Genomic DNA, 14,597 nt, shown 5'->3' on the forward strand with positions numbered 1-14,597 from the left:
CCATGACCGTCACCGCAACGACCACCGCGCCCCGGATCCCGACGGCGTCCAGGACGGGCGCGGCCGCGGTGACGGCCGGACTGCTGCTCCTGGTCGCGGTCCTCGCCGTCGTCGACGTCACACAGGGCACCGCCGACGTCGGCATGGGCGAGGTCGCCAAGGCGCTCACCGGTCAGGCCGACGCGGGCGACGCCTCCGTCGTCATCGCGTCACGCCTGCCCCGGATGGCGGCGGGACTGCTCGTCGGCGTCAGCCTGGGCATGGCGGGCGCGGCGCTGCAGGCCGTCAGCCGCAATGTGCTCGCCGCGCCGGACACCCTCGCCGTGAACGCCGGTTCCTACCTCGGGCTCGGGCTGCTCGCCGCCACCGGCGTCTCGCTGCCGCTGCTCGCCTCCTCCGGAGTCGCGTTCGTCGGCGGGCTCGTCGCCGCCGCGATCGTGCTCGGCCTCTCCGGGCTCGGCACCGGCACCGTCCGCCTCGTGCTCGCCGGCAGCGCGCTCACCCTGGGCCTGCACTCCGTGACCGACGGGCTGCTCCTCCTGTTCCCCCAGGAGACGGACGGCCTCTACCAGTGGAACCAGGGCAGCATCGCGCAGAACGGCTTCAACGGCGTCCTGCAGATGGCGCCCATCGCGGTCGCCGGTCTCGTCGGCCTGCTGCTGATCGGGCGCCGCGTGGACGCGCTCGCCCTGGGGGACGACGCCGCGCGCGGGCTCGGCGTGCCGGTCCGTTCGACCCGCGTCACGGCGGTCGTCCTCGCGGCGCTGCTCTCCGCGGCGTCGGTGACGCTGGCCGGGCCCATCGGGTTCGTCGGGCTCTGCGCCCCGGCGCTCGTACGGCCACTCGGCCGCAGGTTCAAGCTGTTCGTCCGGTCGCGCGGCATGGTGCCGCTCGCCGGTCTGGTCGGCGCGGCGCTCGTCCTCGGCTCGGACGTGCTGCTGCGCTCCCTGATCAGCGCCCAGTCGGCGGTCGCGGTGCCCACGGGTGTCGTGACGAGCCTGGTGGGTGCGGTGTTCCTGATGGTGATGGCCGTACGTGTCCGGGACACCGGCGGCGCGGCGGCGACGGACCGGCTGCGCATCCCGGGCCGGACCGCGTTCCTGATCACGCTGGCCGCCCTGCTCGCCGTACTGGTCGGCCTGACGATCGCCGCGGTGCTCCTCGGTGACGCCAAGCTGCTGCTCGGAGACGTGGCGAACTGGGTGCAAGGGCAGGCGGGCCAGACGGTCTCCTTCGTCCTCGACACCCGCGTGCCCCGGGTCGTCGCCGCACTCAGCGCGGGCGCGGCACTCGCCCTGTCCGGCACCCTCGTCCAGGCCGTGACCCGCAATCCGCTCGCGGAGCCCGGCACCCTGGGTGTCTCCGGCGGCGGCGCGCTCGGCGCGGTGCTGCTGGTGACGACGGTGCCGGCCGTCGGAACGTGGGGCGTCGCCGGTGCGGCGTTCGCCGGCGCGCTGATCGCCGCCGGGCTCGTCTTCGGCCTCGCGGCGCGCAGCGGGTTCCAGCAGAACCGGCTCGTCCTGGTCGGCATGGCCGTGTCGACGGGAACGACCGCGCTCATCAGCCTCCTGATCGTCCTCACCGACCCGTTCAACGCGACGAAGGCGCTGACGTGGCTGTCGGGTTCCACCTACGGGCGGACCTTCACCGACATCGCTCCCGTCGCCGTCGTCCTCGCGATCGGCGTCGTGGTGGCCTTCGTCCGGCGTACGGAACTGGACCTGGTGTCCCTGGACGACGACACTCCGCGCCTCCTCGGCCTGCGTCTTTCCCGCGGCCGTTTCGGCTTCCTCCTCCTGAGCGTGCTCCTGAGCGCCACGGCGGTCGCCGCCGCGGGCACCATCGGCTTCGTCGGCCTGGTGGCACCGCACGCGGCACGGGCCCTCGTGGGCCGCCGCCATGTCCGGGTGCTGCCGGTGGCGATGCTGCTCGGCGCGGTACTCGTCGGCGTCGCGGATCTGCTGGGCCGCACGGTGATCGCGCCGGCGCAGCTGGGCGCGGGCCTGATGACGGCCGTGGTCGGGACGCCGTACTTCCTGTATCTGCTGTTCCGCACCAAGCGGTAGGGCATGGTCCGCGTCGATCGAACTGTTCAGCCCCGGAGTTCGATGTCGGCGGCGACCGGCAGATGATCGCTGTCGGTCGCCGGCAGGGTGCGGATGCCGGTGACCGTCGCCGAGCGGGTCATGACGTGGTCGATGCGGGACACGGGGAAGGCGGCGGGCCAGCTGAAGGCGAAGCCCTCCCCCAGCGAGTCCATCCGTGAGGTGACGGGGGCGAGACCACGGTCGTCCGTCGTGCCGTTGAGGTCGCCCAGCAGGATCACCCTGTCCAGCTTCTCGGCGGCGAGGACCGCGCCCAGCAGGCGGGCGCTCTCGTCCCGTCGGCCCGAGCTGAAGCCGTTCCAGCGGACGCGGACGGAGGGCAAGTGGACTACGTACACGGCGATTTCCCCCTTTCCCGTACGCAGCTTCGCGCGGACTCCGCGGTTCCAGTCCTCCTCGATGCCCTGCGGTTTGATGTCCAACGACCGGACGTCCGACAGGGGTTGCTTGGACCAGAGTCCGACCGTGCCGTGCACCGCGCGATAGGGGTACGCCGATGCCAGCGCCCTCTCGTATCCCGGCAGGGCGGCGGGCGTCAGTTCCTCCAGGGCTAGGAGGTCGGGGTCGGACTCCGTCAGGGTGCGCGCCGTGGCCGCCGGGTCCGCGTTCACGTCGCTGACGTTGTGCTGGACCGCGGTGAGGTCGTGCGCGCCACGGCTGTCGGCGGCCAGCCGCCCGCCGAAGAGGAACCCCCAGACCGCTGCGGGCGCCAACAGCGCCACCAGCGCGAGTGCCGAGCGGCGCAGCAGGGCCAGGACGAGGAGCAGCGGGACGGCCAGGCCGAGCCACGGAAGGAACGTCTCCAGGAGACTGCCGATGCGGGCGACGGCGTTCGGAACCGCGGAGTGGAACGCCAGCAGGCCCGCGGTCAGCACGGCGAGGGCTGCGAGCAGTTTGCCGCGCGCCCAGGGTGAAGTGCCGGTCGCTTCCTTGCCCCAGCGCGGCCAGTTGATCCGTTCCACCCCTGCTACGACGCGGTGACGGGTGATCGGGTTCCGGAGGTCGGGTACGGCGCCGTCGCTCAGCGCATGGACATGGCTTCCAGGAGGCGGACGGCTTCCTGCGCCCGCTCGTGGGGCACGAAGAGGTGATCGTGGTGGAAACCGGCCACGACATTGCAGCTCAGGTCGGCGCCCGCCAGTTCGGTGGCGATCGCGGCGGTGAGGCCGACGGCTTCCAGCGCGGAGTGGACGCGGAGGGTGATCCAGCCCGCCACATAGTCGTACGGGAGACCGGCGTTGTCCGCCTCCTCCTGGCGCACGACGAGGGTGAGCCCCTCCGCCTCCAGGACCGTGACGACGGGCTCGACGCCGTCGGGGACGGTGCGCCCCGTGGCGACGGTGAAGACGTAGCGCCCCGGATTGAGCTGGGGCCGCATGCCGCTCAGGAGCGTCTTGAGGTCGGTTTCGCCAGACATGCCGGCATGTTATGCGGCGGGGTGGGGATCTTGCTCACGAGGCGGGGTGCTGCTGCCGGATGACGGTCACCCACCGGTCACCCACCCACTGCTTCTTCTGCTTCTACTTCTGCCGGATCGCGCTCACCAGGCCCGCCGCGAGGCGCGCCCGCTCGGCCATCGCGTCGATCACCACGTACTCGTGATCCGCGTGCGCACCGCCCCCGACCGCGCCCAGGCCGTCGAGTGTCGGCACGCCCAGCGCCGCCGTGAAGTTGCCGTCGCTTCCGCCGCCGACGGCCACGCCCTCGATGCCGGGGAGCAGTCCCTGCGCCACCGCGAAGAGCCCCGCCGACGCCGACTCGGGCATCGGGGGGCGGCCGACCGAACCCTCGACCGTGATCTCCGCATCGGCCAGACGCGGGGTCAGTGCCGCGAAGGCGGCTTCGACGCGCTGCTTCTCCGCGGCCGACTCGACGCGGACGTCGACGACGACGGTCGCCTCCGCCGGGACGACGTTGTCGAGGGTTCCCGCCGTGGCGACCGTCGGCGTGACGGTCGTGCCGATGTCGGGGCGGCCGAGCGCCGCGATGTCCAGGACCTGGTGCGCCGCTTCGATCAGGGCGTTCACACCGGCCGCCGGTTCCAGGCCCGCGTGGGATGCCCGGCCGGTGACGGTGACCTCGAACGTGCCGCAGCCCTTGCGTCCGGTCTTCAGACCCCCGCCGTCGGCGGCGCCCTCGAAGACGAGGACAGCGCCGCAGGCCAGGGCCCGCTCTTCGATGAGGGCACGGGAGGCTCGCGAGCCGACCTCCTCGTCGGCGGTCACCAGGATCTCGACGCCCGTACGGTCGTCGAGCGCCGCGATGCCATGGACGGCCTGCACCAGACCGCCGAGCATGTCGAACACTCCGGGGCCGGTCGCCCGCCCGTCGGCGACCGTGAACGGACGGCGCTCCAGGGTGCCCAACGGGAACACCGTGTCGTGGTGCCCGAGGATCAGGACCTTCGGCTCGCCACCGCCCGACCAGTGGACATGCGGTCCGGCCGGGCTCTCCACGAGGACGGCCTGCCCGCCGAGACGGCGCTCGACGACCGCCGCGACAGCTTTGGCCGAGGCCGTCAGAGCCTCGACATCGCGCGAGGGAGACTCGATCTCGACGAGCGTCCTGAGGTCCTCGATCATCGCGTCGACACTCAAGCCGACACCGCCCTGGTGCATGGTCACGCGGCAAGGGTACGTCGATCACGGTACGGGGGCGGGGTCACCCCTGCTCCGACGGCAGCCGCGTGCACAGGAAGCATCCGTCCCAGTACGGCAGCGCCGTCAGGATCCGATGCCGGGCGCAGGACGCCACCGCTCGCTCGGCGGGGCGCGGGAACACACCCACGGAGTCGGTGCGTTCGGCCGGGGTGAATTCCTCCACCATCGCCCTGAACTGCCGCAGATAGCCATGAACCGTGGGCGATTCGTAGTCCAGCTCGCTCCAGCGGTGGCCGCTCATGGCCAGCTCGGTGGCGCGCAGCACGAAGTCCCTGGCCCGGGAACGCTCCTGCGGTGTGCCACCCCATTCGATGTCCTCGAGGTCGAACCCGACCGCGCCCCGCCCCATGACCTCTTGGTTCTGCAGCGTCAGCAGGGCCGCGAACCGGAAGTCCCACTCCTCGTCGGCCAGATCGGACACCGCGAGCGTGAGCGCGTCGATGAAGACCGCCGTACCGCTGTTGGCCAGGTCCAGGCTGTGCGGCCCGCGGCCGAATGTGTTTGCCACCACGCTTCCGTGCGCAGGATGCCCCGCCTCCTTGGATCACGTCTGCCGCTCCGGCTCGTACGCGTCCGCGTGCAGGCCGAACGTCCAGGCCACGCCCTCCTTCGCCGTGCGCGTCGTGGGTGGGACGCGCAGCCAGTAGGTGCGGCTCGTGCCGTCCGGTTCCGGGGTCGAGTTGACCACCTCGACCATCACCACGTCCTCGTCGCCGACGAGTTCGATGCGCCAGAGCACGCCCGTCTCGTCGCGGTGCACGGGGACCGCGCCCGACTCGTCCAGGTAGCGGTCGTAGCCGTAGTGCTCCAGCATGACGCGGCGCAGTTCCGCGTTCTCCTCGGCGCGGATGCGTTCGGGGGTGAGCGCGCCGAGTTCGTCGAGGAACTCGCTCGGTACGGGCATGCCGCGCCAGGCGTGCAGGGCGAATCCGTCGGGGAAGGCGAGCGCGGGGCCGTCGCCGCGGTCCAGGCGTCCCGCCTCGTCGCGGTGGAGTTCCGTGGGGCGTTCGCAGACGATCGCCTCGCGCTCGAAGGGCCACCACCAGCCCGCCGCGCGGGCGACGGCGGCGAGGCCTTCCAGAGGGCTGCCCCCCGATGTGTCGAAGGCGCACAGCCACGCCGCGTCGTGCTGGCCGAGCACGGCGTCCAGGAGGGCGAGGCGAACGGGCCCCTCGCCGCTCTCGTCCGCGAGTTCCTCCACCACGCCGGTGCGGATCCGGGAGGTGAGCGCCTGGGTCGTCTCCCAGAGGCGGGCACCCGACGCATTCCACCGCTCGCCCCATCCGGCCGGGCCCAACTCACCGTGCAGACGGTCGCGTTCGGCCGCCCAGGGGTGACTGCGGACGGCGTCGCGCACGCTCCTGCCGAGCGTTTCCCGCTCCGCCGTCACGAGCCGCACCGCCTCGCGGGGCGAGGCCGCCCAGCGGACGCGGTCCGGTTCGGGGAGTCCGGCCCTGCGGTAGGCGAGGCGCACCCCGGCCTCGGCCGCGACGCGGTCCGCGGGGCCGGTCGCCGCCGTCACCCGCCGCCAGTGCGCCACGTCCGGCCCCGGCTGCTTCGGTCCCGTCTGCTTCACCGTCGTCATGTCGTACGTCGTCCCCATGTCCCGTCCCCGTTCGCCTGCTTGTCGATCCCGCTCACTGCTTCCTGCTCCCCCTCCCGCCCGCGCGGGCTCAGTCGGCCACGATGCGGACCGACCCCGGGACGTACTCGCGCTGGCGCACCACGCGGTACCAGCCCTTCGGCAGCGGAATGGCGGCGTGCTCCTCGTGGACCACGCGTCCGCCGTCGGGCAGATGCAGCAGCATCGGGCCGAACGGGCCGGGTTCGCGGATCAATTGCCCCGGTCCGACGACGGCGTGCGCGTGCCCGGTCACCTCGCCGAGGGCGAGCACGAGCCTGCCCCGGCCGTCCCTCGGCTCCCTCGGCGCATCAGCGACGTGCGCGGGCAGTGCCGACTCCGCCACGGGCACGATCAGCACATCTCCCTGCCGGTACATGGGTGTTCCCCTCCCCGCGGCACACCGTGCGCCGCCCATGAGAACCGACCGTACGGGCCGGGTCTGACAACGGCCGTCGACCGGCGGCCGGGGAGGCGGCTTCACGCGGCCCTGCGGCGGGCGTTGTCAGTGCCGCTTGGTAGAAATTCAGCACATCGGTCGATCACCGCGAACAGGCGATCGCCGCAGTCGAGCGTCGGCACCGGCGCTCAGGACATCAGGAGCGGGCGGACATGACCATCGGTAACCACCTGGCGGAGCTGCACGGTCTGCCCACCCATGACTTCCCGCAGGCGGACGAGAAGGCGGCGCGCGGCCTGCCTGCGGCCGATTCCGTGGCCTGGCGGATCTCCGTCGACTCGTACGAGAGCGAGGAGGAGTGGGAGGACGCCTTCGCCCGGTTCGCGGACAGCGTCGATCTCTCGCGGGTGCGGGCGATCGTCGTGGGCTCGTGGAGCGACGCGTACGACAGCGGGCCCGAGGAGGTGCTGGAGGCGCTGATCGGCGCGCGGGCGAAGCTGCCGGCCCTGCGGGCGCTGTTCCTGGGCGACATGGTGATGGAGGAGTGCGAGATCTCCTGGATCAACCAGACGTGCGTGACCCCGCTCCTCGACGCGTTCCCCGAGTTGGCGGAGTTCGGCGTACGCGGCGGCACAGGCCTCACGTTCCCGGCCGTGCGGCACGAGCGGCTGCGCACCCTCACCGTCGAGACGGGCGGCATGCCCGCGGAGGCGGTGCGCGGTGTCGCGGCCAGCGATCTGCCCGCCCTCGAGCGGCTCGACCTGTGGCTGGGCACGTCCGAGTACGGCGGCGACGCGGTCCTCGGCGACCTGGAGCCTTTCTTCGCGGGCACCCGCCTGCCCCGTCTGCGGGAACTGGCCCTGCGCAACAGCGAGATCCAGGACGAGATCGCCGCGGCCATGGCGTCCGCGCCGGTGGTGGCCCGTCTGGAGGTCCTCGACCTGTCCATGGGTGTCCTGACGGACGAGGGGGCAACCGCGCTGCTCGCCGGGCAGCCGCTCACCCACCTGAAGAAGCTCGACCTGCACCACAACTACCTGAGCGAGGCGCTGCGCACGCGCGTGCACGACTCGCTGGTCCCGGCGGGCGTCGAGGTGGACCTCGACGCGGACGAAGCGGACGAGGACGAGGACGACGGCGAGGTCTGGCGCTACGTGGCGGTGGGCGAGTAGCGGACGACCGAGAGCAGGGGGGAACGCCATGGGGTACGCGGCTGAGCATCTCAAGTATTTTCACGGGCTTCCGGTCTTCACCTATCCGTACGAGGGTGCCGGCTTCGAAGGGGGGCTGCCCACACCGGAGTCGGTCGCCTGGCGGTTCGACACCCACGCCGGCGAGCGGACGGTCGAGTCGCAGTGGCAGGAGTTCCTGGCCGCCGTACGGCCGGAGAAGGTGCGCGCGCTGATCTTCGGGCCCTGGTGGATGGAGTACGACGAGGTGGGCATCGGCCCGATCGTCGAGCTGCTGTGCGCCGAGCGGGACCGGCTCACCGGGCTGCGGGCGCTGTTCCTCGGCGACGTGCTCTCCGAGGAGTCCGAGATCTCCTGGATCAAGCTGGGTGATCTGACGCCGCTGCTGAAGGCGTTCCCGCTCCTGGAGAAGCTCGGGGCGCGCGGCGGCGAGGGGCTGACCCTGGAGCCGCTGCGCCATCACTCCCTGCGCACTCTGCGGTTCGAGTCCGGCGGTCTGCCCGCGGCTCCGGTCCGCGCGCTCGGCGCCTGCGAGTTCCCCGCGCTCGACCATCTGGAGCTGTGGCTCGGGACCAGCTGGTACGGGGGCGATGCCTCCGTTGAGGACGTGTCGCCGCTCCTCGCGCCGGGCGCCCGGCTGCCCTCGCTGCGCCATCTCGGTCTCCAGAACAGCGACATCCAGGACGAGATCGCGGCGGCGGTGGCGGGCGCTCCCGTGGTCCCGCAGCTGGACTCCCTCGCCCTGTGCATGGGGGCGTTGAGCGACGAGGGCGGTGCCGCGCTGCTCGACGGGCAGCCGTTGACGCATCTTCGGACGCTCGATCTGCACCACCACTTCCTCTCCGCGCCGATGGCGCAGCGTATCCGCGCCACGCTGGAGCCGCACGGGGTCGACGTGAACCTCATTCGCTTCGGTGCGGGCCGCCGACAGACGGAGTCCCGCTATGTCGCCGTCGGAGAGTAGGCACCGCGCGGGCCCCCGGTTCGCGGTCGTCGGCAATCCGGAGAACCGCCGGGTGGGACTCTTCACCACGGCCGTACGGGAGGCCGGGCTGCCGGCTCCCCGTGTCGTGCCGTGGCGGGACGTGCTGCGCGAGGGGGGCGCCGCCTTCGCCCCGGACGAGACGGTGCGGCTCGATTCGCCGGGTGAGAACGGCGAGGTCGACCGGCTGCTCCGGGGGACGGACGATCCCACGCGGGTGGAGGGCAGCGCGCGCTGGTACGGGCGGTTCACCGCGGCCGTCGGCTCGTTGCGCGGCGGCATGCGGCTCGACGACCCCACGGAGCTCGGCGTGCTCTTCGACAAGCGGCGCTGCCATGACGTGCTCTCCCGGGCGGGTGTTCCGGTGCCGCCCTCGCCCACGTCGGGGGCGGCGACGGCGGTGCGCGGCTGGGACGACGTACGGGCGTTGATGCGTGAGCACCGCATGCCCCGCGTGTTCGTCAAGCTCGCCCACGGGTCTTCGGCGTCGGGGGTGCTCGCCGTCGAGACGGCGGGCGCGGGCCGCGTCCAGGCGACCACGTCCGTCGAGCTGTCAGGGGGTCTGCTGCACAACTCCCTCCAGGTGCGCCGCTACCGGGACGAGCGGGAGATCGCCGCGATCGTCGACGGGCTCGCGCCGGACGGGCTGCACGTCGAGCGCTGGCTGCCGAAGGCGTCGCTGCGGGGGCGGGTGGCCGACCTGCGGGTCGTGGTCGTCGGCGGCCGGGCCACGCACGCCGTCGTACGGACCAGCCGCTCGCCCCTGACCAATCTGCATCTGGGCGGCGCACGCGGCGAGTTGGCCGCAGCCGTCGAGGCCGCGGGCGGCCACTGGGCCGACGCCCTGGACATCTGCGAGCGCGCGGCGGCCTGTTTCCCCGGCACGCTCTGTGTCGGCGTCGACCTGCTGCCCGCTCTCCGCTGGCGGCGCTTCGCCGTCGGCGAGGTCAACGCCTTCGGGGACCTGCTGCCGCGGCTCACGGGGCTGCCGGACAGCGGAGCCGAGGGCCTCGACACCTATGCCGCGCAGGTCGCCGCCGTACGGCGGCAGACCGGCACCACGAACCACCCCGCTCCGACGAACCACCCCGCAAGGAACCACCATGCAAGCGCCTGACGTCCCCATCGCACCGGCCGCGCCCACCGAGCCCGACATGAACGAGGTCGTCGGCCGTGACGACCTGCTGCTCCTCACTCTCGACACCCTCCGGTACGACGTCGCCGTCGAGCTGGCCGCCGCGGGCCGCATCCCGAACCTGGCCCGGCATCTGCCGGGCGGGGCCTGGGAGAAGCGGCACGCGCCGGGCAGCTTCACCTATGCCTCGCATCAGGCGATGTTCGCCGGGTTCCTGCCCACGCCCGCCGCGCCGGGCCCGCATCCGCGGCTCTTCGCCGCCCGCTTCGCGGGCAGTGAGACGACCGCCGGGCGCACCTACGTCTTCGACACCCCCGACCTGGTGTCCGGCCTCGCGGACGCCGGTTACCGCACGGTCTGTATCGGCGGCGTCGGCTTCTTCAACAAGCAGGGCGCGCTGGGCGACGTACTGCCGGGGCTCTTCCAGGAGAGCCACTGGGAGCCGGAGTTCGGTGTCGCCTCGCCGACCTCCTTCGCGGAGCAGGTGGCGTGCGCCGAGCGTGTCGTGGCCGGACTCCCCCGCGAGCAGCGCCTTTTCCTCTTCCTCAACGCCGCCGCGCTGCACCAGCCGAACTGGTTCCACCTGCCCGGCGCCACCCGCGAGACGGGCGACAGCCGGGCCACGCACGCGGCCGCCCTGGAGTACATCGACCGGCACATCGGGCGGCTCTTCGCCGCGCTGAGTTCGCGCCGCCGCTGCTTCGCGATCGTCTGCTCCGACCACGGCACGACCTATGGAGACGACGGCTACACCGGCCACCGCCTGGGACACGAGGCCGTGTGGACGGTGCCGTACGCCCACTTCTTCCTGGAGCCGTCCGCATGAGCACCCCGCGCCCGTACCAGAGTTACGTCTACGCCTACCCGCACAAGACGGCGTACCGCCCGCTCCACGACCGCCCCGAGCTGTGCACGCTGTGGGCGGCGGAGCCGAAGGACGCGCTCTCGCTGTATCTGCACATACCGTTCTGCGAGGTCCGCTGCGGCTTCTGCAATCTGTTCACCCGGATCGGCGCCCCAGGCGAACTGACCACCCGCTATCTGGACGCCCTCGACCGGCAGGCGACCGCCGTGCGGGACGCGCTCGGCGAGCAGGGCACGGCGGCGGCGCCCGTCCGGTTCGCCAACGCGGCGTTCGGCGGCGGCACCCCGACCTATCTGGAGGCGGCCGAGCTGGAGCGGCTGTGCGACATCGCCGAGCTGCGCATGGGCGCCGATCTGCGGGCGATTCCGCTGTCCGTCGAGGCGTCCCCGGCGACCGCCACCGCCGACCGGCTGACGGTGCTCGCCGAGCGCGGGGCGACTCGGCTGAGCCTGGGCGTGCAGAGCTTCGTCGACTCCGAGGCCAGGGCGGCCGTGCGGCCGCAGCGCCGCGCGGACGTCGAGGCGGCGCTCGGCCGGGTGCGCGACGCCCGGATCCCGGTGCTGAACATCGACCTGATCTACGGAATCGAGGGCCAGACCGCGGACAGCTGGCGCACCTCCCTGGACGCGGCGCTGGCCTGGCGGCCCGAGGAGCTGTACCTCTACCCGCTGTACGTACGCCCGTTGACGGGTCTGGGCAAGCACCGGGCGGCGCTCACGGACCAGGAGTGGGACGAGCAGCGGCTGCGGCTGTACCGGCAGGGCCGCGACCATCTGCTCGCCGAGGGGTACGTCCAGGTGTCGATGCGGATGTTCCGCCGGGCGGACGCGCCGCCGCAGGGCGCGGACGACTACGCGTGCCAGACCGACGGCATGATCGGCCTGGGGTGCGGGGCCCGTTCGTACACCTCGACGCTGCACTACTCCTTCGACTACGCGGTCGACCTCCGCGAGATCCGCACGATCATCGACGAGTACACCGCCACCGAGGACTTCACCCGCGCGGTGCACGGCCGTCGGGTGGACGGGGCGGAGGCCCGGCGCCGCCATCTGCTCCAGTCGCTGCTGCAGGCCGACGGCATGGCCCTGGAGGAGTACCGCGAGCGGTTCGGCGCCGATCCCGGCGACGACTTCCCCGCCGAGCTCAAGGGCTTCGCCGACCGGGGCTGGCTGGAGCAGACCCCGGAGCTGCTGCGGCTGACCCCGGAGGGCCTCGCGCACTCCGACGCGATCGGCCCCGAGCTGTTCTCCCCCGAGGTGCGGGCCGCGATGGCCGCGTACGAGCTGAAGTGAGCGGGCGGCCATGGACCTGACGATCCTGTACCGCGGCCCGCTGGCGTCGTGCGACTACGACTGTCCGTACTGCCCGTTCGCCAAGCGCCGTGACAGCGCGGCCCAGTTGCGCGCCGACCGCGCGGCCCTGGAGCGCTTCTCGGGCTGGGCGAAGGAGCAGACGGAGGACCGGCTCTCCGTCCTGTTCACCCCGTGGGGCGAGGGTCTGGTCCGCTCCTGGTACCGGCGGGCGCTGGTCGAGCTGTCCCATGAGCGGCACATCGACCGGGTGGCCGTCCAGACCAATCTCAGCTGCCGCACGGACTGGCTGGCGGACGCCGATCTGGACACGGTAGCGCTGTGGTGCACGTACCACCCGGGCCAGACACCGTACGACCGCTTCCTCGCCAAGACGCGTCAACTGGCCGAGCGGGGCGTGCGGTTCAGTGTCGGCGTGGTCGGCATGGCGGAGCATCTCGACGACGCCCGCAGGCTGCGGTCCGCGCTGCCCGGGGAGGTCTACCTCTGGGTGAACGCGGCGGAGGGGCACACCTACACGGACGCCGAGGCCGACCGGTGGACGGCGATCGACCCGCTGTTCCCCTACAGCCGGCACCCGCACCGCTCGGCGGGACTGCCCTGTCGTACCGGCGAATCGGTCGTCTCCGTGGACGGCGACGGCACGGTCCGCCGCTGCCATTTCGTCCGCGCCGAACTGGGCAATCTGTACGACGGTTCGTACCGCCGCGCGCTGGAGCCGCGCGCCTGCCCGCTCGCCGTGTGCGACTGCCACATCGGCTATGTGCACCTGGAGACGCTGCCGTTGTACGACGTCTTCGCGGGCGGTGTCCTGGAGCGCATCCCCCAAAAGATCACGCGAGAGGCACACTGACGCCATGAACGAACTGGATCCCAAGGCCGACCTGCACCGCTATCTGCAGTCCGCCCGTGATGCCCTGCTCTGGAAGCTCGAAGGGCTCTGCGAGTACGACGTCCGCCGCCCGCACACGCCGACCGGCACCAATCTCCTCGGCCTGGTGAAGCATGTGGCGACCGTAGAACTCGGCTACCTCGGCGACACCTTCGGTCGCCCCTCCGGGGAGTCGCTCCCCTGGGTCGGGCCGGACGCCGAGGCCAACGCGGACATGTGGGTCACCGCCGACGAATCGCGCGAGCAGATCGTGGGGCTGTACCGCAGGGCTTGGGCGCACGCGGACGCGACGCTCGACGCACTGCACCTGGAGACGGTCGGCAGGGTGCCGTGGTGGCCCGCCGGCAAGGCCGAGATCACGTTGCACCATGCCGTGGTCCGCGTGATCGCCGACACGCACCGCCATGCCGGGCACGCCGACATCATCAGGGAACTCATGGACGGCGCCGTGGGGATGAACGACGGCAACGACAACATGCCCTCGGACGACCCCGCGTGGTGGCAGAAGCACCGGGACCGCCTGGAGCAGGCGGCCAAGGACGCCGACCGAGCGGCGCGCTGATGGAGACACAGGGCCTCGCCACGACGAGCGACGGGGCGGAGCTGCACTGGACGGCGCTGGGGGACACGGCGACGCGGCGGCCACCGGTGGTCCTGCTGCACGGCGGTCCGGGACTGCCGGACCATCTCGGCGATGTCGCCCCCATGATCGCGGACCTGACGCCCGTGTACCGGTACGACCAGCGGGGCACGGGCCGGTCCGGGTGGCGGGGCCGCCATTCGCTCGCCCGGCATGTCGCCGATCTCGCCGAGCTGCTCGACGCGTGGCAGGCGCCCGAGGCCGTGCTGATCGGGCACTCGTACGGCGCCGACCTGGCGAGCCGGTTCTGCCTCGCGCACGCCGACCGGGTTGCCGGGGCGCTGCTCATGTGCGGGCCGTTCGTGGGCGACTGGCGTGCCGGGTACCGGGCGGAGCGCGGCCGGCGCATGTCGGCGGCGCAGCAGGAGCGGCGCCGGGCCCTTCAGGAGGTTTTGCACCGTACGGAGGAGCAGGAGATCGAGCTGCTCGCGCTGTCCTGGTTCACCGACCACTCCGATCCGGGGCGCGGGTGGCAGTGGGCCGCGCGGGACGCCCGGCGGCGGCGCCCCGTCAACTGGGCCATGAACGGCGAGCTGGGCGCGGAGCTGCACGCGGACCCGCTCGACGCGCGCCTCGCGGAGCTGCGCGCCTGCCTGCCCGCGCACACGGAGCTGCTCGGCGGGGCCGACGATCCCCGGCCACTGGCGGCGCTCGAGGCGTTGGCGCACCGGCTCGCGCTGCCGCTGACGCGGATCACGGACGCCGGGCACGAGCCCTGGCTGGAGCGGCCGGAGGCCGTGCGGGGGCACCTTCGGCGTTTCGTGCAGGCGGTGAGCGGCTGAGGCACACGCCTGCGG

General features: G+C 72.6%; 15 protein-coding genes. 9 read left to right on the forward strand and 6 right to left on the reverse strand.

Going from position 1 to position 14,597, the window contains the following annotated elements; translation table 11 throughout:
* Positions 1 to 2: 2 nt before the first annotated feature.
* The gene (locus tag ACIBKX_RS16030; protein ID WP_363274630.1) at positions 3 to 2,066 is read left to right on the forward strand and encodes an iron ABC transporter permease; all 2,064 of its coding nucleotides are present in this window, start codon (positions 3 to 5) and stop codon (positions 2,064 to 2,066) included.
* A 26-nt stretch (positions 2,067 to 2,092) separates the two neighbouring features.
* On the opposite strand, the gene ACIBKX_RS16035 is transcribed toward ACIBKX_RS16030, so the two are convergent.
* From ACIBKX_RS16035 to ACIBKX_RS16060, 6 genes are all read right to left on the reverse strand, one after another.
* Positions 2,093 to 3,058, reverse strand: a complete 966-nt coding sequence (locus ACIBKX_RS16035; RefSeq protein ID WP_399375829.1) for an endonuclease/exonuclease/phosphatase family protein — start codon at positions 3,056 to 3,058, stop codon at positions 2,093 to 2,095.
* A gap of 68 nt (positions 3,059 to 3,126) precedes the next feature.
* A complete protein-coding gene (locus tag ACIBKX_RS16040) occupies positions 3,127 to 3,522 on the reverse strand; it encodes an ACT domain-containing protein (RefSeq protein WP_363274628.1) in 396 nt (131 codons plus the stop codon).
* 103 nt (positions 3,523 to 3,625) lie between these two features.
* The gene (locus tag ACIBKX_RS16045; protein ID WP_363274743.1) at positions 3,626 to 4,723 is read right to left on the reverse strand and encodes a M20 family metallopeptidase; all 1,098 of its coding nucleotides are present in this window, start codon (positions 4,721 to 4,723) and stop codon (positions 3,626 to 3,628) included.
* A 43-nt stretch (positions 4,724 to 4,766) separates the two neighbouring features.
* Positions 4,767 to 5,273: a hypothetical protein gene (locus ACIBKX_RS16050; protein WP_363274627.1), complete on the reverse strand. Its 507-nt coding sequence runs from the start codon at positions 5,271 to 5,273 to the stop codon at positions 4,767 to 4,769.
* A gap of 36 nt (positions 5,274 to 5,309) precedes the next feature.
* Positions 5,310 to 6,350 carry a DUF6745 domain-containing protein gene (locus ACIBKX_RS16055; protein ID WP_363274741.1) on the reverse strand — a complete coding sequence of 347 codons (1,041 nt, stop codon included), beginning with the start codon at positions 6,348 to 6,350 and terminating at the stop codon, positions 5,310 to 5,312.
* Positions 6,351 to 6,438: 88 nt separating this feature from the next.
* Entirely contained in the window at positions 6,439 to 6,765 is a 327-nt protein-coding gene (locus tag ACIBKX_RS16060; protein ID WP_363274626.1) for a hypothetical protein, read from the reverse strand.
* A 233-nt stretch (positions 6,766 to 6,998) separates the two neighbouring features.
* Here ACIBKX_RS16060 and ACIBKX_RS16065 point away from each other — a divergent pair, with 233 nt between their 5' ends.
* The 8 genes from ACIBKX_RS16065 to ACIBKX_RS16100 are packed head-to-tail and all read left to right on the forward strand — an operon-like array spanning position 6,999 to position 14,582.
* On the forward strand, positions 6,999 to 7,958 hold the full coding sequence (locus ACIBKX_RS16065) for an STM4015 family protein (RefSeq protein ID WP_363274625.1): 960 nt from the start codon (positions 6,999 to 7,001) through the stop codon (positions 7,956 to 7,958).
* 28 nt (positions 7,959 to 7,986) lie between these two features.
* Positions 7,987 to 8,940 carry an STM4015 family protein gene (locus tag ACIBKX_RS16070; RefSeq protein ID WP_363274624.1) on the forward strand — a complete coding sequence of 318 codons (954 nt, stop codon included), beginning with the start codon at positions 7,987 to 7,989 and terminating at the stop codon, positions 8,938 to 8,940.
* A complete protein-coding gene (locus ACIBKX_RS16075; RefSeq protein ID WP_363274622.1) occupies positions 8,921 to 10,075 on the forward strand; it encodes an STM4014 family protein in 1,155 nt (384 codons plus the stop codon). The genes ACIBKX_RS16070 and ACIBKX_RS16075 overlap by 20 nt, the downstream gene beginning before the upstream one ends.
* A 37-nt stretch (positions 10,076 to 10,112) precedes the next feature.
* The gene (locus ACIBKX_RS16080) at positions 10,113 to 10,919 is read left to right on the forward strand and encodes an STM4013/SEN3800 family hydrolase (RefSeq protein ID WP_363274740.1); all 807 of its coding nucleotides are present in this window, start codon (positions 10,113 to 10,115) and stop codon (positions 10,917 to 10,919) included.
* Positions 10,916 to 12,250 carry an STM4012 family radical SAM protein gene (locus ACIBKX_RS16085; protein ID WP_363274621.1) on the forward strand — a complete coding sequence of 445 codons (1,335 nt, stop codon included), beginning with the start codon at positions 10,916 to 10,918 and terminating at the stop codon, positions 12,248 to 12,250. The genes ACIBKX_RS16080 and ACIBKX_RS16085 overlap by 4 nt, the downstream gene beginning before the upstream one ends.
* A 10-nt stretch (positions 12,251 to 12,260) precedes the next feature.
* Positions 12,261 to 13,121 carry an STM4011 family radical SAM protein gene (locus ACIBKX_RS16090; RefSeq protein ID WP_363274620.1) on the forward strand — a complete coding sequence of 287 codons (861 nt, stop codon included), beginning with the start codon at positions 12,261 to 12,263 and terminating at the stop codon, positions 13,119 to 13,121.
* Between the two features lie 4 nt (positions 13,122 to 13,125).
* The gene (locus ACIBKX_RS16095) at positions 13,126 to 13,722 is read left to right on the forward strand and encodes a DinB family protein (RefSeq protein WP_363274619.1); all 597 of its coding nucleotides are present in this window, start codon (positions 13,126 to 13,128) and stop codon (positions 13,720 to 13,722) included.
* Positions 13,722 to 14,582, forward strand: coding sequence for an alpha/beta hydrolase (locus ACIBKX_RS16100; protein ID WP_363274618.1), 861 nt, complete (start codon positions 13,722 to 13,724; stop codon positions 14,580 to 14,582). Before ACIBKX_RS16095 ends, ACIBKX_RS16100 begins: the two co-directional genes overlap by 1 nt.
* Positions 14,583 to 14,597: the final 15 nt, after the last annotated feature.

Origin of the sequence: Streptomyces sp. NPDC050658 (assembly GCF_044457025.1) — a bacterium.
Taxonomy (GTDB): Bacteria; Actinomycetota; Actinomycetes; order Streptomycetales; family Streptomycetaceae; genus Streptomyces.